Origin of the sequence: Variovorax sp. KBW07 (genome assembly GCF_003852515.1) — a bacterium.
Taxonomy (GTDB): Bacteria; Pseudomonadota; Gammaproteobacteria; order Burkholderiales; family Burkholderiaceae_C; genus Variovorax.
The window spans coordinates 1-17826 of record NZ_QAJK01000238.1 but is presented as its reverse complement, the minus strand read 5'-3'; the positions used below and the strand labels follow the sequence as shown (position 1 = coordinate 17826).

Genomic DNA, 17826 nt, shown 5'->3' with positions numbered 1-17826 from the left:
ATGACCCCGCTCCCGCCCCCGAACGACGATCACCCCCGAGCCCAAATCTACGAAGCTGAAGCCGGCGCGACTATCGCGCCCTCGATGCGATGACGCTTCAGCGCGTCGCCAACGAACCCGCTGGACTTCATCTCTTCGACGAACCCGGCCAACAGGGCTTGCGCCTCGGCACCGCGGCTTAAGGGCGTTCCCATGGCTTGCTGGATCACCATGAAGCGGCCCGGCAATACGCGTACACCCGGCGCACGCTGCGCTTCGCCTTCCAGCAACTGGCGGATGCCCGCCGCCACTTCCACTTCGCCCGCGCGCACCGCCGCCAATGCCGGCCCCGCGCCTTGCAGCCGGACGATCTCGGCGTGCTTGATCTCGCGTGTCAGGAACAGGTCGTAGGCGCTGCCAGAGCCGACCGAGATGCGATGGCCCTTGGCGTCGACCTGTGCGTTGTCCGTCAGTGCCGATGCTTCCGGCACCAGGTAGCTGCCTTCGATCAACACGTACGGGGCCGTGAAGCGCAGCCCCTCGCTGCGGGCCGGGTCGACCGCGAAGAAGCCGATGTCGGCCTTCTCGTTTCGTACCGCATCGACCGAGGCCGCCGCTTTCTCGAACACCACCAGCTCGATGCCCACGCCCAGCCGGCGCGCGAACTCGCGTGCGAGATCGATCGACACGCCGAAGGGTTCGCCGGTGGTGGCGTCCTTGTTCGCGAGGATCGGGTTGCCCAGGTTGATGGAGGCGCGCAGCGTGCCGCCGGGGGCGAAGGCGGCAACGAGGGCGGGGGTGGTCGGCGGGAGGGGCTGTGTCATGGCGTCCATTCGTCGGGGAGGAGGTCGGGAGGGATACGAGAGAGAGCGAGATTGAAGTTTACGGGCCTGTCGGCCGCATCTCCTACCGCTGTCAGGGTCACCCGCCCACCGGAGCGGCGGCGCATTCGCGTAGGCTCTGGGGCATCGCCGATTGACCAGCCATTGACCTGCTTTCCCGCCGTGCCGCTCTCCACCTTTCTTGTCGAAGACAACCCCCTCATCCGCCACAACCTCATCGCCGCCATGGAGGATGAAGTCGACATTCATCTCATCGGCACGGCCACCACGGAAGCCGAGGCCGTGGCCTGGCTCGACGCGAACCCGGGCGCCTGGGACCTGCTGGTGGTCGACATCTTCTTGCAGGAAGGCTCGGGCCTTGGCATCGTCAAGCGCTGCGGCAGGTGCCGGCCGGGGCAGCGCGTGGTGGTGCTGAGCAACTACGCCAGCGGCGAGATCGCCGACTGGGCGCGCGAGCTCGGGGCCGATGCGGTGTTCGACAAGGCGGCGGAGCTGGACGGCTTTTTTGCGCTGTGCGCTGGCCTGGAGGCCGAGGGCCGCTGAAGACGGGGCAGGGCAGGCCGGACCGGTCAGTCAGGCCGCGACCGGAATCCGCACCGTCACCTGCAGCCCCTTGCCCGTGCCGGTGTCGCTGAGCGCGATGGCGCCGCCATGCGCATCGACCACCGAGCGCACGATGGCCAGCCCGAGGCCGCTGCCGGTCTGCACCTGGTCGGGGTCGCGAAAGAAGCGGTCGAACACGCGTTCGCGCAGCGCCGGCGCAATGCCCGGGCCCTGGTCGGCCACCGTCAGCAGGGCTTCGTCGCCGACGCGCCGTATGCCCACGCTCACCACCGTGCCCTCGGGGCTGTACTTGGTGGCGTTGTCGATCAGGTTGTCGATCATCGACACCAGGCCGTCGCGGTCACCCACCACTTCCACCGGTTCGTCGGCCAGCAACTCGATCTCGACCTTGCGCACGTGTGCCAGCGCCGAGAGCGCGGCCAGCCGTTCCTGCACCAGGTCGTCGAGCCGCATCGGCCGCGGCGCCGAGGCGTTCGAATGGCTGCGCATCAGGCGCAGCAACTGGCCCACCAGCCGCTCGGCGCGCGCATTGCTGTTGAGCACGCGCGAGAACAGCTCGTGCTGGCGCTCGGTGGGAATGTGCTGCGTGAGCAGCGCCTGCAGGGCCTCGACGTTGACGCGCATCGCGGCAATGGGTGTGCGCAGTTCGTGCGCGGCATCGGCAATGAAGCTCTGCTCGCGCGCGATGCTGGCGCGCAGACGGTCCATGAGCGCGTTGAAGTTGTGCACCAGCGGTTGCAGTTCGTCATGCCGCGCCTTCACCGAGACCGGTGCCAGGTCGTGCGGGCCGCGCGAGGCGATTTCCTTGGCCACCGTGCGCCAGGGCCGCAGCGCGAGCCGGATCGACAGCCACGCGGGCAACAGCAGGAAGGGCACGCTGATGACCAGCGGCAACAGGTAGTAGCCGCGCGACTGGAAGGTCAGCCACACCTGCATACCGCCGGGCGTGACCAGCGTGACGCGGGTCTTGCCCGAGGGCGATTCGATGGTGCGCGCGCGCCATGACTTGCCGTCGGCCCGCACGGTTTCCTCGATGTCGGTCTGCGTGTTCGCGATGTCCGACGGCACGCCGTCCGAGCGGTAGACCGGCCGGCCGTGCTGCCACACGATGACGCTGGGCGACAGCGAGGCGTCGTTGCCGTTGCCCAGGCTGTTGCGCAGCGCCAGGTCCATGGCGCGCAGGCTTTCGTACTGCCGGGCCGGGCGGTCGGCAAGGTTCTGCGCGACCAGCAGCATGCTGCGCTGCGAGGTGTCCATGACGTTGAGGTCGTCGCTCATCGACGAGATCATCACCAGGCCGACGGCCAGGCTCCACAGCAGCGTCATCATCGCCATCTGCGCGAACATGAGCCGGCGCACCAGCGAAGGCCGGCGCACGCGCCGCCAGCCCTCGGCCAGCCATCGCCCCGGCATGCGGGCGAGCGAAACCACCAACGTGCTCAACGGAATACCTTCGTGCTTCGCACCGCGGTGCGAGCTTGCCTGGGGCGGACCGGCGCTGCGCTCATGCCTGTTCCTGCGGCGCCTGGGCAGCCTGGTAGATCACGTAGCCGATGCCGCGCACGGTACGGATGTAGCCGTCGCCGATCTTGCGGCGCAGGTTCGAGATGTGCACGTCGAGCACGTTGCTGCTCGGGCTTTGCCAGTTGGGCAGCATGAGCTGCTCGAGCATGCGGCGTGGCACCACGCGGTCGGCGCGCTTGACGAGCAGGCTCAGCAACTTGAATTCGCTGCGCGAGAGGGAAACCGGCACGTTGTGCACGCGCACGCGCTGGGTGGCCTCGTGCAGCCACAGGCCACGCACCTCGAAGGTGGTGCCGTCGCCGCCATAGCTGCGCCGCGTGAGCGCACGCACGCGCGACAGCAGCTCGGCCAGCACGAAGGGCTTGACCATGTAGTCGTCGGCGCCGCTGTCCAGGCCCTGCAGGCGGTCGTAGAGGCCGTCGCGCGCACTCAGTATCAGCACGGGCAGCCGTTCCTTGTTCTGCCGCAGCCGCTCGAGAATTTCCAGGCCGTCGCCGTCGGGCAGGCCCAGGTCGAGCAGGACAAGATCGCACCCGTCCGTTTCCAGGATGCGCAGCGCTTCTTCGACGCGGCGCACCCACACCACCTCCATGCCCTGGGTCTGCAGTGCGACGCGTATGCCGGTGGCCAGGTCGAAATCATCTTCGGCCAGGAGGATCTTCATGGAGGGGCAATCTAACTGTCGAACCTGAAGGAATCCCAAAGAAACCGCAGCAGCAGTGGCCCGTGGTGCGATGAATTTTCAGCAGACCTTCAGATGCGCGCGTCAGGATGCGGGGGTGTTCATCCAGAAGACCGAAAACAACAAGCCCATGCACACCCACCTGACCCTCGCGGCCGCAATGTTCATGCTGCTGCCGCTGGCCGCCTTCGAGGCGAGCGCCCATCGGCCCGATCCGTTTCACCAGGACGCCCAGCCGTCGAGGCCGGACTACCGCGTCGAGCGGCGGCGCGAGGTCGATCCGTACCGCGAAGGCGCGGGCGCACGGGCCGGTGCGGGAGCCGGATGGGGCGCGGGAGCTGGCGCAGGATGGGGTGCAGGTGCCGGTGCCGGTGCCGGTGCCGGCGCCGGCGCGGGCATAACCCCTACCGGTTGGCGCCGCAACAGCCTGGAGCGCTACGACGGCTACCGCCATTCGAGCCGCGATGCCGATGGCGACGGCATGCCCGACCGCTGGGACCGCCATCCCAACGACTCACGTCGCCAATGAACGGAGGCCGTCTTCCGATGAACTCCGTTGAAGCACGCTTTTTTGCCGGGCATTTCCGCTCGCCCGAAGCCCATTCCTCGCTGCTCGACTCCTATGCCCGCGTGCTGGCACGCTGGCCGGTGCCGTTCGAGAGCCACTATGTGGAAACGCGCTACGGCCGCGCGCACGTGCTGGCGTCGGGGCCTGCCTATGCACCGCCCGTGGTGCTGCTGCATGGCGGCGGCGGCAACGCGACCACGTGGATTCACAACATCGAGAAGCTCGCGGGGTCGCTGCAGGTCTACGCGGTCGACATCATCGGAGACGCGGGGCGCACCGAAGGGCGACGGCCCGTTTCCGAAGACGCGTACTGCAACTGGCTCGAAGACGTGCTCATCGGCATCGGCCGGCCCAAGGTCGGGCTGTGCGGTGCCTCCTTCGGCGCATGGCTCGCGGCGGCCTACATGCGCCAGACCTCGCGGCGCGTGTCGAAGCTCGCGCTGCTGGCGCCGCCCAACCTCGACAGGCTGCGGCCGGCTTTTCTGATGCGCGCGGTCATGGCCACGGTGTTCCCGAGCGAGAAACAGGTGCGCGGTTTCCAGGCAGCGGTGTCTTCGCCGATGGCGCCCGAGCCGCCCGCGTGGGCCATGGACGACCTGCTGGTGCGCTGGCGCTGCCAGCGCGGCAGCCCGAGGCCGCCGGGCCGCATGAGCGATGGCGAGCTGCGCGTGCTGCCGAAGAACACGCTGCTGATGCTCGGCGAAGACGAGGCGCTTTACGACCCGGTGCGTGCCCGTGCCCGCGTGCTGGCCCATGCGCCGCATGTGCGCGTCGAGCTGCTGCCCGACGCGGGCCACGCGATGGCCTTCGACCAGTCCGACAAGGTGAGCGATGCGCTGGTCGAGTTCTTCCGGCGCGACGGCTGGACGCTGTAGCCGCGCGCCTTCGATGCGCCTTCAACGCGCCGTCAGCGCGCCGTCAGAGGCTCCAGCCCGGTCTTGGCGATGGCCGGTGCCGCGGCCGGCGAGTTGAGGTAGCGGATCAGTTGCCGTGCGGCCTCGGGCTGCTTCGACGCGGTGGCGATGCCGGCCGAGAACACCGTCACGCGCTGCACTTCCGCGGGCAGCGGGCCGATGTAGTCGATGCCTTCGATGGGCAGCAGCTCGCTCACCTGTTGCAGGCCCAGAGCCGCGTCGCCGCGTGCCACGACGGTGCCCACGCGTTCGCTCAGGATGCGCTTGCTCTTGGGCTTGACCTGATCCTCGATGCCGAGCTTCTTCAGCAGCTCCGTCTCGTAGTAGGTGCCGCTGGCGCTGGCCGAATAGGCGATCGACGGCGCCGCGAGCAGGGTGCGCTTGAGCGCTTCGACGCTGCCGATGTCGGGCTTGGGCGCGCCCTTGCGCACCGCGAAGCCGATGGCCGAGCGCACCAGGTCGACCTGGCTGCCCGGCACCACCTTGCCTTGCGCGACCAGTGCGTCGAGCGCGGGGCGCGCAAGGATCACCACGTCGGCCGGTTCGTTGCGCGCCAGGCGGCTGGGAATGGAGTCGTCGGCGTTGCCCATCGAAGCGCCATACGCCGTCTTCACCGCACGGCCGCTGCCGCGTTCGAAGCCGGGGCGCAGGTCGTTGTAGGCGGCGGTGAAGCCGCCCGAGGTCATGACGTGGATGTCGCCGGCGGCGGGCTTGGCGCTGCCGAGGCTGCCGCAGCCGGCAAGTGCGAGTACGAGCGCCGAGAACAGCGGGAGCGCGGCGCGGCGGGTAAGGGAAGAGAGCAGGGGCTTCAACGATGTCTCCTGGGGCCAGGTGTCTTGGGGGCGGCAGCACGGTGCTGCTGCCTGCGGACCATCGTAGGTGGCGGGGCTGTCAATCCGCCTTCAGGAAATTCGGGGTTATCACCGAGGCGGCTTGGACTCGCCGGGCTCCTTGGCCGTTGATGCCGCAGCCTTGTCCGCTGCCGGCAGGCGGCCTCTCTTGGCAAGCCCTTCGCGCAGCAGGAACTCGACCTGCGCGTTCGCGCTTCGCAGCTCCTGCGCCGCCAGCCGCTCGATCTCGGCCCACAGGGCCGGATCGATGCGCAGGGGGTAGGATTTTTTTCCGGGACTGGCCATCGGGTGTCGTTGCGGCGCTTCGGTGTTCGAGGTGCTTGCTGCGTCAGGTGTAGAGCGTACCGGTGTTGACGACCGGCTGCGTCTCGCGGTCGGAGCACAGCACCACCAGCAGGTTCGACACCATCGAGGCCTTGCGCTCGTCGTCGAGCACCACGAGGTTGCGTTCCGACAGGCCCTTGAGCGCCGCCTCGACCATGCCCACCGCACCGGCCACGATCTGGTGCCGCGCGCTGACGATGGCCACGGCCTGCTGGCGCCGCAGCATGACCTGGGCAATTTCCGGTGCATAGGCCAGGTGCGTGAGCTTGGCATCGAGCACCTCCACGCCGGCACTGGCAAAGCGCTGGTTCAGCTCGGCCTTGAGCGCATCGGCCACCACTTCGAGCCCGGCGCGCAGCGTGACCTCGTCGCTCTGCAGGTCGTCGCCGCTGTCGTAGGCGTACAGGGAGGCCAGGTGGCGGATGGCGGTTTCGGCCTGGATGGCCACGAACTTGTTGTAGTCGTCGATCTCGAACACCGCCTGCGCCGTGTCGTAGACCTGCCAGACCACGGCCGCGCCGATTTCCACCGGGTTGCCGCGCTTGTCGTTCACCTTCAGCGGCGGGGTGTTCAGGTTGCGCGCCCGCAGCGAAATTTTCTGGCCGGCCTGGAACGGGTTGGTCCAGCGCAGGCCCTCGGAGCGGTCGGTGCCCTGGTACTGGCCGAACAGCGTGAGGATGATGCCTTCATTGGGCCGCAGCATGTACAGCCCCGGCAGCAGCGCGATGCCCACCACGATCAGCAGGATGCTCATGGGCAGCGGCATCAGCCGCTGCACCATGGCCCACGTGCCGAGCACGATGAGCAGCAGCACCACGGCGACGATGCCGTATCCGCTGAAGGATCGGTAGGGTTGCTCCTTTCGGATCGAACGGGGTGGTTGCAGTGTCTGCTCTTGCATGAGGGCCTCCGGTTAAAAGTGATATCACTTTAATATCTTTTTCGGGGCCGTCAAGATTTTCTTTCGTGCCGGCTTCAGCGGCTCCGCCGCTTCGCGAAGGCACCGCGCGAACTGCGCGACGATGGGCGGGCTGGCCCGCGGCTTGCGCTGCAGAAGCCCGACCTCGCGATGGAACGTGGCCTCGCCCAGCGCCAGCATGCGAACGCCCGGCGGCAGCGGAAGGTGCGCTTCGACCCAGGGCACGAGTGCAACGCCCAGGCCCTTGGAGGCCAGGTGGATGAGCCCGGGGATTTCGTCGACCTCGATGGCGTCGCTGACGACGATGCCTTCGCGCCGGAGGAACCGCTCGACCATGCGGCCGCCGAAAGATGCGCGGTCGTAGCGCAGGAACGGCTGCTCCCGCAGCAGTGCGCGCCAGTCTTTGCCCGGCACGTCGGCTGGCGTGATGAGCACGTAGGGCTCGCGCACCAGCGTCTGCCATGCGAGGTCAGGAAGAATGCCGAAGGGCGGCCGGATGATCACGGCCGCATCGATGCTGCCGGCGTCCAGGTCGTCCATGAGCCGCATCGATACGCCGGGCGAGATGTGAACGCGCAGCAGGGGAAAGCCTGCGCGCAATTTTTCGAGCGCCCGCGCCACCAGCGTCGGCTGCGTGGACGCGATGGCGCCGATGCGCAGCAGCCCGGCGTTGGCTGCGTCGTCGGGCAGCTCGCCGAGCCTGGCGTACAGGGCGCAGATTTCTTCGGCCCGCCCCAGCGTCGTTTCGCCCGCCGCATTCAAGGTGGCGGAGCGGCCCGTGCGGTCGAAGAGCTCGAAACCCAGCGATTCCTCGAGCCGCTTGATCTGGCTGCTGACGGCCGATTGCGTCAGGCCGATCCGCTCGCCCGCTGCGGCGAAGGTGCCGTGGCGGCACACGGCGATGAAAGTTCGAAGCTCGGTGATCATGGTGAATTCATCGAAATTATTGATGCTCAGCGCCGAAATATATCGTTTTCGGTTATGTGGATCGTTGCTTAAAGTTTGGTCACCCCGAACTCGTTCTTGCGATGAACCCCATGAACCCCATGACCACCACTGCCACTGCACGCATCCCGTTCCACCTGGCCTTTCCCGTTCGCGACATTGCCGAAGCGCGCGCCTTCTACGGCGAGCTGCTCGAATGCCCGGAGGGACGCAGCTCGGCCAATTGGGTCGATTTCAACTTCTACGGCCACCAGATCGTGGCGCACCTGGCGCCGGACGAATGCGGCCACCAGGGCAAGCAGGGTCACAGTGCCGTAGACGGCCACGACGTGCCGGTGCGCCACTTCGGCGCCGTGTTGCCGATGGACGCATGGCAGGCCATGGCCGACAAGCTCACGGCGCGCAAGACGCAGTTCGTGATCGAGCCCTACGTCCGCTTCAAAGGCGAGCCGGGCGAACAGGCGACGATGTTCTTTCTCGATCCGTCGGGCAACGCGATCGAGCTGAAGTCGTTCGCGGACCTGGATTCGCTGTTCGCGGTGTGACGGAGTAGGGCCGCGGTTCGAGGTCGTGGCCTCAAGCCAGCTGCCCACTCGCAAGCGCCGCCGCGGCCGCCCGCGTCTCCACCCCCAGCTTCTCGAAAATATGCTCCAGGTGCTTGTTCACCGTGCGCGGGCTGGTGCCCAGAATCTCGCCGATGTCGCGGTTGGTCTTGCCCTTGGCGAGCCATGACAGCACCTCGGTCTCGCGCGGAGTGAGCGCGGCTTCGGCCAGCCGCGCCGACGACGCGCCGCCCGCCGCCCCGTCGCGCTGCATGGCGAACAGCAGCATGGTTTCGCCGAGCGCCGCCGCGCCCAGGTTGCGCACCGACAGGCGCATGCCGGTGGCGGTGCCGACGGCAATGGCCGCGCCGGGCGCCAACGCGGCTTCGAGCGACGCGGGCAACAGGCCCGGTGCCACGGGGTCTTCGAGCGCATGCAGCCACAGCGCGGCCTGGGGCGAGCGCCACGCGACGCGCCCGCGCGTGTCGACGAACACCACGCCCATGCCGGCCACGTCGACCGCATCGCGCGCCATGCGCGTGATGCGGGCGTTGCGCGCATGCGTGTGCAGCCTCGCCAGCACTTCCTGCGCGCGGATGGGCTTGACCACGTAGTCGACACCGCCGCATTCGAAGCCTTCGACCACGTGCGCGGTTTCCGAGAGCCCGGTCATGAACAGCACCGGAATGTGCGCCCACGCGGGGTTGGCCTTGATGCGCCTGCAGGTCTCGAAACCCGAGAGGCCGGGCATCAGGCCGTCGAGCAGTATGGCGTCGGGCACCACCAGTTCGAGGCGCTGCAGCGCGGCCTCGCCGTCGGCCGCCACCAGCACGGTGTAGCCGCTGGCCTCCAGCGTGTCGCACAGCATGCCCAGGCTGCTGGGGGCATCGTCGACCACCAGCACCACGGGGCGTTCGGACTCAGGGCGAGGGGAGGGGGCTGTCTGCATCTTCTGCCAGTGCGTTGCGGAGGTTGTCGAGTTCGAAGCGCGTGACCATACCGCGCAGCCAGGTGCAGGTGGCGGCGGCCGAGGGCGATGCCGCGGCCAGCCGGTCGAGCACGGTGTGCAACCCGCGCACGTGGCCCATCTGCACCAGGCGCATGAGTTCGGCGCGGTCGTCTTCCGAGAGGGCGAGCTGGCGTGGCCGCCGTGGACTCGTTTCCTCGTCGCCTTGGGGCGGCGGCGCATCGTCGAGCGAGAGCCATTCGAGCCCGAGGTGCCGCTCCAGCGTGGCGATGAGTTCCGACTCGATGACGGGCTTGCCGACAAAAGCCTGGCAGCCCGCCGCGCGCAGCCGCTCGGGCTGGTTCTCGAACATGTTGGCCGAGACGATGATGATGGGAATGTCCGCAAAGCCCGAGGCGCGCACCGACGTGGCGGTCTGCCAGCCGTCCATGTCGTCCATCGTCAGGTCGAGCAGGATGGCCGAGGGCAGCTCTTCGCGCAGGCTGTCCAGGCACTCGGTGCCGCTGGCGGCTTCGCGCACCTCGAAGCCCAGCGGCACGAGCATGCCGGCGAGCATCTGGCGTTGCACCGGCTGGTCGTCGACCACCAGCAGCGTGCGGCGCGCGCCGATGTAGCCCGACACGGGCTGCCGCAGCACGCCGGCCTTGCCGGCCTGCGGGCCGGGGTCGGCCACTTCGCGCAGGTACACGCGCACGCTGAAGGTGCTGCCCTCCGAAGAGGTGCGGGCCAGCTTCAGCTCGCCGCCCATCAGCGAGGTGAGCAGGCCGGTGATGGTCAGGCCCAGCCCGGTGCCGGGCTCGCCGCGCCGGCGGCCCGCGGCCCCGCGCTCGAAGGGCAGGAAGATGCGCTGGTGGTCTTGCGGCGCCACGCCGATGCCGGTGTCGACCACGTCGAAGCGCAGCACCTCGCGCCGCGCGTCCACATGCAGCGTGACGGTGCCGCTGTCGGTAAAGCGCACGGCGTTGGTCAGCAGGTTGATGAGAATCTGCCGCAGCCATTTCGCATCGGCATGCACCCACGGCGGCAGCGGGCCGGCATGCGTGAAGACGAAGGCCAGCCCTTTGTTCTCGGCCTGCGGGCGGACCATGTGCACCAGCTGGTCCAGAAAGGCGGGCAGCGCGAGCGGCGCGGGTTCCAGCTGCAGCCGGCCGGCTTCGATGCGCGCCAGGTCGAGCAGGCCGTCGATCAGCCCGAGCATGTGCTCGCCGCTGCGGTGGATGGTCTGCACTGCCTCGCGCGGCGGCGTGACGGCATCGCCCTTCAGGAGAATCTGCGAGTAGCCCAGGATGCTGTTGAGCGGCGTGCGCAGCTCGTGCGTCATGCCGGCCACGTAGCGCGTCTTGGCCTGGTTGGCGGCCTCGGCGGCTTCCTTGGCGGTCTGCAGGGCGGCGTCGGTGCGGCGGTGCGCTTCTATTTCGAGCGCGAGCAGGTTGTTGTGGCGGCTCGATTCTTCCTGCGCCATGTGCCGGCTCTCGCTGCCCAGCACCACCCACCACGCGGCCACGGCGGCCACCACCGACAGCAGCGCGAACACCTTCAGGAAGGCCGTGCCCATCGCGGCGTTGCCTGGCCCCAGCAGCGCCTCTTGCGCATAGACCACGCCGACCACGGTGGCCAGCAGCGCGATCAGCGAGGCGGCCACCAGCAGGTAGTGCGCCACGCGAAAGTTGAGCCGCGCCGACAGCGCCGGCGGCAGCAGTGCCTGCAGCCACCCGCTCATCTGGTCGGCGGCGCGCGAGTCGGTCTTGCAGCGGTCGTGGCAGCGCGATTCGAGCGTGCAGCACAGCGAGCAGATCGGTGCGCTGTAGGCCGGGCAGTGCGCCATGTCTTCCGACTCGAAGCTGTTGTCGCACACCGAGCACTTCACGCTCTGGCCCGGGGCCCAGCGGTCGATGTCGGTGCGCGCGAGGTAGTAGCGCCCGCGCGTCTTCCACGCAAGCAGCGGCGAGACGAGCATGGCCGTGGCCAGCGCGACGAAGGGCGAGAAGGCGCGCGCCCATTGCCCCAGCATGCCGGAGTAGGCCAGCATGGCCAGCGCCGCCGCCACCAGCATCGCGACCAGGCCCACCGGGTTGATGTCGTACAGGTGCGCGCGCTTGAACTCGATGGTCTTCGGGCTCCAGCCCAACGGCTTGTTGATGACGAGGTCGGCCACCAGCGCGCCGACCCAGGCAATGGCGATGTTGCTGTACAGGCCGAGCACGCGTTCCAGGGCGCCGAACACGCCCAGCGTCATGAGCAGCACGGCGATGACCACGTTGAACACCAGCCACACCACGCGCCCCGGGTGGCTGTGCGTGAGCCGCGCGAAAAAGTTGGACCATGCCAGCGAGCCCGCATAGGCGTTCGTCAGGTTGATCTTCATCTGCGACACCACCACGAACAGCACGGTGATGGCCAGCACCCAGGCCGGATCGCGCAGCACGTAGGCAAAGCCGGTGAGGTACATCTGCGTCGGCTCGATGGCGTGGTCGGGATGGATCTCGTGCTGCAGCGCCAGGAATGCCAGGAAGGCGCCGCCCAGCATCTTGAGCATGCCCGGCACGATCCAGCCGGGGCCGGCCACCAGCACGGCGGTCCACCAGCGGCGCCGGTTGGCGGCGGTTTTCTCGGGCAGGAAGCGCAGGTAGTCGACCTGCTCGCCGATCTGCACCACCAGCGAGAAGGCCACCGTGGCGGCGGCGCCGAACATGAGCGGGTCGAAGCCGCTGCTGTCGGACACGCGGCCGCGCAGGCTGGCGAAGTCGGCGAACAGCTCGGGCTTTTTAAGCAGCACGGCGGCGAAGGGGCAGATGAACAGCACGATCCATATCGGCTGCGTCCACAGCTGCAGCCCCGAAATGAGCGTGATGCCGCGCGCCACCAGCGGAATGATGACGATGGACGACACCACATACAGCAGCCACAGCGGCCAGGCCAGGTACATCTGCAGCGCCAGCGCAAGGATGGCCGCCTCGAGCGCGAAGAAGATGAAGGTGAAGCTCGCGTAGATCAGCGAGGTGAGCGTGGAGCCCAGGTAGCCGAAGCCCGCGCCGCGCGTGAGCAGGTCCATGTCGACGCCGTGCCGCGCCGCGTAGTACGAGATCGGCAGGCCCGTGAGAAAGGTGATGAGCCCCACCACCAGGATGGCCCACAGCGCGTTCGAGAAACCGTAGCTCAGCGCAATGGCGCCGCCGATGGCTTCCAGCGCCAGGAACGAGGTGGCGCCGAAGGCCGCGTTGGCCACCCGGAACTCCGACCACTTGCGAAAGCTGCGCGGCGTGTAGCGCAGCGCGTAGTCCTCCAGCGTCTCGTTCGCGACCCAGGCGTTGTAGTCGCGGCGGATGCGAAAGATCTTCTGCCCGGAGACGGATGGCATGGCGAGTTCTGGTTGCGGCGGCGGCGGTGGCATGGGGCGGGTACAGCAAGAAGCGCTCCCTGTGCTGTCTTGCGCCGTGTCGTGCTCGCGAGTCTGCGGGCAGGGCGCATGCGCAACGCTACGTTGAATGACGTATTCGCCGGCAGGCAAGTGATTTCTAAAGTACCAGCCATGGTGCTCGGGGCACCGTCCGATGCACTTCGATGGTGCGCGGATTTTCATTTCATCCACAACCTGCCTGGAGTTTCCTGATGTCGCGTGATTCCGATCTTTCTCTCGATGCCATGGCATTGCGCCGCCGCCGCCTGCTGCAGGGCGCCGCCGCGCTGCCCGTGATGGGCCTGAGCGGCCTGAGCTTCGGCCAGGGGCAGTTCCCCACGGCCAAGGTCAACACCACCAAGCTCGCGGTGACCGACACCGAAGTCACGGTGGGCCAGCTGCATTCGTCGACCGGCACCATGGCCATTTCGGAAACCGGCTCCATCCAGGCCGAGCAGTTGGCCATCGACCAGATCAACGCCATGGGCGGCGTGCTGGGCCGCAAGATCAAGGTCATCAAGGAAGACGGCGCCTCCGACTGGCCCACCTTCGCCGAGAAGTCGAAGAAGCTGCTGGTCAACGACCATTGCGCCGCGGTGTTCGGCTGCTGGACCAGCGCCTCGCGCAAGGCCGTGCTGCCGGTGTTCGAGAAAGAGAACGGCCTCTTGTACTACCCGACCTTCTACGAAGGCCTGGAGCAGAGCAAGAACGTGATCTACACGGGGCAGGAAGCCACGCAGCAGATCATCTGGGGCCTGAACTGGGGCGCGAAGGAGAAGAAGGCCAAGACCTTTTTCCTGGTCGGCTCCGACTACATCTGGCCGCGCACCTCGATGAAGATCGCGCGCAAGCACATCGAGAATTTCCAGAAGGGTTCGGTCAAGGGCGAGGAGTACTACCCGCTGGGCCACACCAACTTCAACTCGCTGATCAACAAGATCAAGGTCGCCAAGCCCGACTGCATCTTCGCGGCCGTGGTGGGCGGCTCGAACGTGGCCTTCTACAAGCAGCTGAAGGCAGCGGGCATTACCGGCGACAAGCAGTTCCTGCTGACGCTGGCCGTGACCGAAGACGAAATGACCGGCGTGGGCGGCGAGAACTTCGCGGGCTTCTATTCGTCGATGAAGTACTTCCAGTCGCTCGACAACGAGAACAACAAGAAGTTCGTGGCGGCCTTCAAGGCCAAGTACGGCAAGGATGCGGTGATCGGCGACGTGACGCAGGCCGGCTACCTCGGGCCGTGGCTGTGGAAGGCGGCGGTGGAGAAGGCGGGCAGCTTCGATGTGGACAAGGTGGTGGCCGGTTCGCCGGGCATCGAGCTGAAGACGGCGCCTGAAGGCTACGTGAAGCTGGATGCGAACCACCATCTGTGGAGCAAGGCGCGGATCGGGCAGGGGCAGCTGGACGGGACGTTCAAGGTGGTTGCGGAGTCGGCTGAACTGATCAAGCCCGATCCGTTCCCGAAGGGCTACCAGTAAGCCTCGGATGCCTTTCCCCTGAATTGCTCCCTCCCCTCCCGGGGGAGGGCTGGGGTGGGGGCAAGCGGCGGTTGATGAGGCCTTGCGCTTGCAAGGGCCGTCGAGCCCCCATCCCAGCCTTCCCCCAGAGGGGGAAGGGGCAAACAGCCAATACCAAATACCCAAACACCGGAACCTGTCGCCATGACTCTGTCGGACATGATGAACATCGGCCTCATGCAGGGCTTCGCGGGGCTCAGCCTCTTCGCGGTGCTGCTGCTCATGGGCCTGGGCCTGGCGATCATCTTCGGCCAGATGGGCGTCATCAACATGGCGCATGGCGAGTTCATGACCATCGGCGCGTATTCGATCTACCTGGCCGCGCAGGTCACCGAACACCTGGCGCCGGCGTTCATGCCGTATTACTTTCCGATTGCCATCGGCCTGGCCTTCGTGTTCGCCTTCATCGTCGGCTGGATCGTGGAGTGGGTGCTGATTCGCCACCTCTACAAGCGGCCGCTCGACACGCTGCTCGCGACCTGGGGCGTGAGCCTGGGCCTGCAGCAGATTTTCCGCACTTTCATCGGCCCAAAGGAAGTGAGCCCGACGCTGCCCGAGTGGCTCATGGGCTCGTGGACGCCGCATGAAGGGCTCGACATTCCCATCAACGGCCTGTTCGTGCTGGCGCTCACCACGCTGGTCACGGGCGGCGTGCTCATCGCGCTGCACAAGAGCCGCTGGGGCCTGCGGGTGCGCGCCACCGTGGCCAACCGCGTCATGGCCAATGCCACCGGCATCGACACCAAGAAAACCGACCGCCTGACCTTCGCCATCGGCTGCGGCATTGCCGGCGTGGCGGGTGCGGCCTTCACCACCATCGGCTCGACCGGGCCGACCTCGGGCTCGCTCTACATCGTCGATGCCTTCCTGGTCGTCACCTTCGGCGGCGCCGCCAGCCTGCTGGGCACCGTGGTCTCGGCCTTCGGCATTGCGCAGACGCAGTCGGTGTCGGAGTTCTTCATGACCGGCTCGATGGCCAAGGTGCTGACCCTCTCATTGATCGTGCTGATTTTGATGATGCGGCCGCAGGGACTGTTCGCAGTCAAGGTGCGCCGTTGATGAACCCGATTCCTTTCTGGAGAACGTTCCGATGAATTTCATCAAGGCCTCGATCCTGCGCTACCAGCTCGGCAGCCTGTTGCTGCTGGTGCTGTTGCTGGCGGTCGTGCTGCCGCTCTCGCTCGACATCTTTCGCCTGAACCTGGTGGGCAAGTACCTCACCTACGCCTTCGTCGCCGTGGGGCTGGTCATGGTGTGGGGCTACGGCGGCGTGCTGAGCTTGGGGCAGGGCGTGTTCTTCGGCATCGGCGGCTATGCGATGGCGATGTTCCTGAAGCTCGAAGCCTCGGACCCGATCACCACCAAGATCCAGTCGACGCCCGGCATTCCGGACTTCATGGACTGGAACCAGATCACCGAGCTGCCCGCGCTGTGGCTGCCCTTCAAGAGCCTGCCGCTGAGCCTGGCGCTGGTGGTGCTGGCGCCGATGGCATTGGCCTGGCTGGTGAGCTTCGCGATGTTCAAGCGCCGCGTGGGCGGCGTGTATTTTGCGATCATCACGCAGGCCGTGGCGCTGATCTGCACCGTGCTCATCATCGGCCAACAGGGCTACACCGGCGGCGTGAACGGCATGACCGACCTGAAGACGATGCTGGGCTGGGACACGCGCACCGACAGCGCCAAGTACATCCTTTACTACGTCTGTGTGGGCCTGCTGGTGCTGAGCATCCTGCTGTGCCGCTGGGTGCAGACCAGCAAGCTCGGCACGCTGCTGCTGGCCATGCGCGACAAGGAAGACCGCGTGCGCTTCTCGGGCTACGACGTGTCGAACTTCAAGGTCTTCACCTTCTGCCTGGCGGCCGGGCTCTCGGGCATCGGCGGCGCCATGTTCGCGTTGCAGGTGGGCTTCATGTCGCCGAGCTTCGTGGGCATCGTGCCGTCCATCGAGATGGTGATCTTCTGCGCGGTCGGCGGACGCATGAGCCTGGTGGGCGCGGTGTACGGCGCGCTGCTCGTCAATGCGGGCAAGACGCTGTTCTCCGAAAGCTTTCCCGACCTGTGGCTGTTCTTGATGGCGGGCCTCTTCATCGGCGTGACCATGGCCTTCCCGATGGGGTTGGCCGGCGTGTGGGAAGAAAAGATCCGCCCCTGGTGGAAGGGCCGCCGCCAGGCCTTGCGCGAGGCATCGATCCAGCCCACCACCACCGCAGCAGCGCCATCGCCCGTCGCCGCCATGCCGCCTGCATCCACACCGGCGCCTGCCGCCGCGCTGCCCGAACCGCACCTGCCCGAAGGTGTCGGCAGCCAGCGCGCCTGAGACCGACCGAAGAACCCGGAGCAATCGCACCCATCATGAGCAACACAGATTTCGCGCTGGCGGTGGAAGACCTCACCGTGTCCTTCGACGGCTTCAAGGCCATCGACGACCTGACGCTGTACATCGATCGCAACGAGCTGCGCGTGATCATCGGCCCCAACGGCGCGGGCAAGACGACGCTGCTGGACCTGATCTGCGGCAAGACGCGTGCGAGCGCCGGCAGCATCAAGTTCAAGAACACCGAGCTGACGAAGATGGCCGAGCACAAGCGCGTGCGGCTGGGCATAGGCCGTAAGTTCCAGACCCCCTCGATCTACGAGAACCTTTCGGTGTTCCAGAACCTGGAGGTGTCGTTTCCCAAGGGGCGTTCGGTTTTCGGCGCGCTGGCGTTCAAGTGCGACGACGAGGTGAAGTCGAAGGTGCAGGCCGTGGCCGAAGACATTGGCCTTGCCAACAAGCTCGACACCGAGGCAGGATTGCTGAGCCACGGCCAGAAGCAGTGGTTGGAGATCGGGATGCTGCTGATGCAGGAGCCGGAGTTGCTGATGCTCGACGAGCCCATTGCGGGCATGAGCGCGCGCGAGCGTGAGTTGACGGCCGACCTGTTGAAGCGCATCTGCCAGAACCGCGCGGTGATCGTCATCGAGCACGACATGGCGTTCGTGAAGCAGATCGCGCACAAGGTCACGGTGATGCACCAGGGAAAGATCCTGGCCGAAGGTCCGATGGAGAAGGTACAGGCCGACCCCAAGGTCATCGACGTGTACCTGGGGCACTGACTCGATGACGCCTTGCCGTTCTTTGCGTCGCGTTGTTCTGTCGGTTCGTTCGGGGCGCTGTTCAGGGCGACGCCCGCGCCGACGGTGTGCTCTGCTCCGCGAATGTCCCCCGCTTCGCTCCTCCTTTATTTCGCTGCGCAGAGCACACCATCCGCGTGAGCGTCATCAGAGTGGTCGTTGATCAGCGGTACACCA

Annotated in this window: 17 protein-coding genes; 8 read left to right on the top strand and 9 right to left on the bottom strand. The window is 67.1% G+C overall.

Annotation, left to right across the window (positions count from 1 at the left end):
• Positions 1 to 47: 47 nt before the first annotated feature.
• Positions 48 to 803: a transporter substrate-binding domain-containing protein gene (locus DBV14_RS32710; RefSeq protein WP_124466296.1), complete on the bottom strand. Its 756-nt coding sequence runs from the start codon at positions 801 to 803 to the stop codon at positions 48 to 50.
• A 180-nt stretch (positions 804 to 983) separates the two neighbouring features.
• Here DBV14_RS32710 and DBV14_RS32705 point away from each other — a divergent pair, with 180 nt between their 5' ends.
• Positions 984 to 1364, top strand: coding sequence for a response regulator (locus DBV14_RS32705; RefSeq protein ID WP_124466293.1), 381 nt, complete (start codon positions 984 to 986; stop codon positions 1362 to 1364).
• Between the two features lie 30 nt (positions 1365 to 1394).
• Here the strand turns inward: DBV14_RS32705 and DBV14_RS32700 are convergent, their stop codons facing one another.
• Both DBV14_RS32700 and DBV14_RS32695 read right to left on the bottom strand, forming a co-directional pair.
• Complete coding sequence (locus DBV14_RS32700) at positions 1395 to 2828, bottom strand: HAMP domain-containing sensor histidine kinase (protein WP_260397313.1); 1434 nt, start codon at positions 2826 to 2828, stop codon at positions 1395 to 1397.
• A gap of 61 nt (positions 2829 to 2889) precedes the next feature.
• Entirely contained in the window at positions 2890 to 3573 is a 684-nt protein-coding gene (locus DBV14_RS32695; RefSeq protein ID WP_124466290.1) for a response regulator, read from the bottom strand.
• A gap of 148 nt (positions 3574 to 3721) precedes the next feature.
• Between DBV14_RS32695 and DBV14_RS33560 the strand changes: the two genes are divergently transcribed.
• Both DBV14_RS33560 and DBV14_RS32690 read left to right on the top strand, forming a co-directional pair.
• A complete protein-coding gene (locus tag DBV14_RS33560) occupies positions 3722 to 4120 on the top strand; it encodes a hypothetical protein (RefSeq protein ID WP_185546207.1) in 399 nt (132 codons plus the stop codon).
• Positions 4121 to 4137: 17 nt separating this feature from the next.
• Positions 4138 to 5034, top strand: a complete 897-nt coding sequence (locus tag DBV14_RS32690; protein WP_185546206.1) for an alpha/beta fold hydrolase — start codon at positions 4138 to 4140, stop codon at positions 5032 to 5034.
• A 32-nt stretch (positions 5035 to 5066) separates the two neighbouring features.
• Here the strand turns inward: DBV14_RS32690 and DBV14_RS32685 are convergent, their stop codons facing one another.
• From DBV14_RS32685 to DBV14_RS32670, 4 genes are all read right to left on the bottom strand, one after another.
• Complete coding sequence (locus tag DBV14_RS32685) at positions 5067 to 5885, bottom strand: substrate-binding domain-containing protein (protein ID WP_124466282.1); 819 nt, start codon at positions 5883 to 5885, stop codon at positions 5067 to 5069.
• A 108-nt stretch (positions 5886 to 5993) separates the two neighbouring features.
• Positions 5994 to 6209 (bottom strand): hypothetical protein, encoded by a 216-nt coding sequence (locus DBV14_RS32680; RefSeq protein WP_124466279.1) that lies wholly within the window; start codon positions 6207 to 6209, stop codon positions 5994 to 5996.
• A 43-nt stretch (positions 6210 to 6252) separates the two neighbouring features.
• Positions 6253 to 7149, bottom strand: coding sequence for an SPFH domain-containing protein (locus tag DBV14_RS32675; RefSeq protein ID WP_124466276.1), 897 nt, complete (start codon positions 7147 to 7149; stop codon positions 6253 to 6255).
• Between the two features lie 24 nt (positions 7150 to 7173).
• Complete coding sequence (locus tag DBV14_RS32670; RefSeq protein ID WP_124466274.1) at positions 7174 to 8094, bottom strand: LysR family transcriptional regulator; 921 nt, start codon at positions 8092 to 8094, stop codon at positions 7174 to 7176.
• Positions 8095 to 8213: 119 nt separating this feature from the next.
• Here DBV14_RS32670 and DBV14_RS32665 point away from each other — a divergent pair, with 119 nt between their 5' ends.
• Positions 8214 to 8657 carry a VOC family protein gene (locus tag DBV14_RS32665; RefSeq protein WP_124466271.1) on the top strand — a complete coding sequence of 148 codons (444 nt, stop codon included), beginning with the start codon at positions 8214 to 8216 and terminating at the stop codon, positions 8655 to 8657.
• A gap of 31 nt (positions 8658 to 8688) precedes the next feature.
• On the opposite strand, the gene DBV14_RS32660 is transcribed toward DBV14_RS32665, so the two are convergent.
• A complete protein-coding gene (locus tag DBV14_RS32660) occupies positions 8689 to 9603 on the bottom strand; it encodes a response regulator transcription factor (RefSeq protein WP_124466269.1) in 915 nt (304 codons plus the stop codon).
• Positions 9575 to 12979, bottom strand: coding sequence for an ATP-binding protein (locus tag DBV14_RS32655; protein WP_124466266.1), 3405 nt, complete (start codon positions 12977 to 12979; stop codon positions 9575 to 9577). Before DBV14_RS32655 ends, DBV14_RS32660 begins: the two co-directional genes overlap by 29 nt.
• Before the next feature lie 251 nt (positions 12980 to 13230).
• Here DBV14_RS32655 and urtA point away from each other — a divergent pair, with 251 nt between their 5' ends.
• The 4 genes from urtA (at position 13231) to urtD (ending at position 17631) form a co-directional block, all read left to right on the top strand.
• On the top strand, positions 13231 to 14496 hold the full coding sequence (gene urtA / locus DBV14_RS32650) for an urea ABC transporter substrate-binding protein (protein ID WP_124466263.1): 1266 nt from the start codon (positions 13231 to 13233) through the stop codon (positions 14494 to 14496).
• 183 nt (positions 14497 to 14679) lie between these two features.
• On the top strand, positions 14680 to 15594 hold the full coding sequence (gene urtB / locus DBV14_RS32645) for an urea ABC transporter permease subunit UrtB (RefSeq protein WP_124466261.1): 915 nt from the start codon (positions 14680 to 14682) through the stop codon (positions 15592 to 15594).
• 31 nt (positions 15595 to 15625) lie between these two features.
• Positions 15626 to 16852 (top strand): urea ABC transporter permease subunit UrtC, encoded by a 1227-nt coding sequence (urtC, locus tag DBV14_RS32640; RefSeq protein ID WP_124466258.1) that lies wholly within the window; start codon positions 15626 to 15628, stop codon positions 16850 to 16852.
• Between the two features lie 35 nt (positions 16853 to 16887).
• Positions 16888 to 17631, top strand: a complete 744-nt coding sequence (gene urtD / locus DBV14_RS32635; protein ID WP_124466255.1) for an urea ABC transporter ATP-binding protein UrtD — start codon at positions 16888 to 16890, stop codon at positions 17629 to 17631.
• The last annotated feature ends 195 nt before the right edge of the window (positions 17632 to 17826 follow it).

Bases quoted from the DNA above. Each gene is read 5' to 3' on its own strand.
- DBV14_RS32670 (WP_124466274.1), bottom strand. From the start codon at position 8,094: ATGATCACCGAGCTTCGAACTTTCATCGCCGTGTGCCGCCACGGCACC.
- urtD (WP_124466255.1), top strand. From the start codon at position 16,888: ATGAGCAACACAGATTTCGCGCTGGCGGTGGAAGACCTCACCGTGTCC.
- DBV14_RS32675 (WP_124466276.1), bottom strand. From the start codon at position 7,149: ATGCAAGAGCAGACACTGCAACCACCCCGTTCGATCCGAAAGGAGCAA.
- DBV14_RS32680 (WP_124466279.1), bottom strand. From the start codon at position 6,209: ATGGCCAGTCCCGGAAAAAAATCCTACCCCCTGCGCATCGATCCGGCC.
- DBV14_RS33560 (WP_185546207.1), top strand. From the start codon at position 3,722: ATGCACACCCACCTGACCCTCGCGGCCGCAATGTTCATGCTGCTGCCG.
- DBV14_RS32690 (WP_185546206.1), top strand. From the start codon at position 4,138: ATGAACTCCGTTGAAGCACGCTTTTTTGCCGGGCATTTCCGCTCGCCC.
- urtA (WP_124466263.1), top strand. From the start codon at position 13,231: ATGTCGCGTGATTCCGATCTTTCTCTCGATGCCATGGCATTGCGCCGC.
- urtB (WP_124466261.1), top strand. From the start codon at position 14,680: ATGACTCTGTCGGACATGATGAACATCGGCCTCATGCAGGGCTTCGCG.
- DBV14_RS32710 (WP_124466296.1), bottom strand. From the start codon at position 803: ATGACACAGCCCCTCCCGCCGACCACCCCCGCCCTCGTTGCCGCCTTC.
- DBV14_RS32655 (WP_124466266.1), bottom strand. From the start codon at position 12,979: ATGCCATCCGTCTCCGGGCAGAAGATCTTTCGCATCCGCCGCGACTAC.
- DBV14_RS32660 (WP_124466269.1), bottom strand. From the start codon at position 9,603: ATGCAGACAGCCCCCTCCCCTCGCCCTGAGTCCGAACGCCCCGTGGTG.
- DBV14_RS32665 (WP_124466271.1), top strand. From the start codon at position 8,214: ATGACCACCACTGCCACTGCACGCATCCCGTTCCACCTGGCCTTTCCC.
- urtC (WP_124466258.1), top strand. From the start codon at position 15,626: ATGAATTTCATCAAGGCCTCGATCCTGCGCTACCAGCTCGGCAGCCTG.
- DBV14_RS32695 (WP_124466290.1), bottom strand. From the start codon at position 3,573: ATGAAGATCCTCCTGGCCGAAGATGATTTCGACCTGGCCACCGGCATA.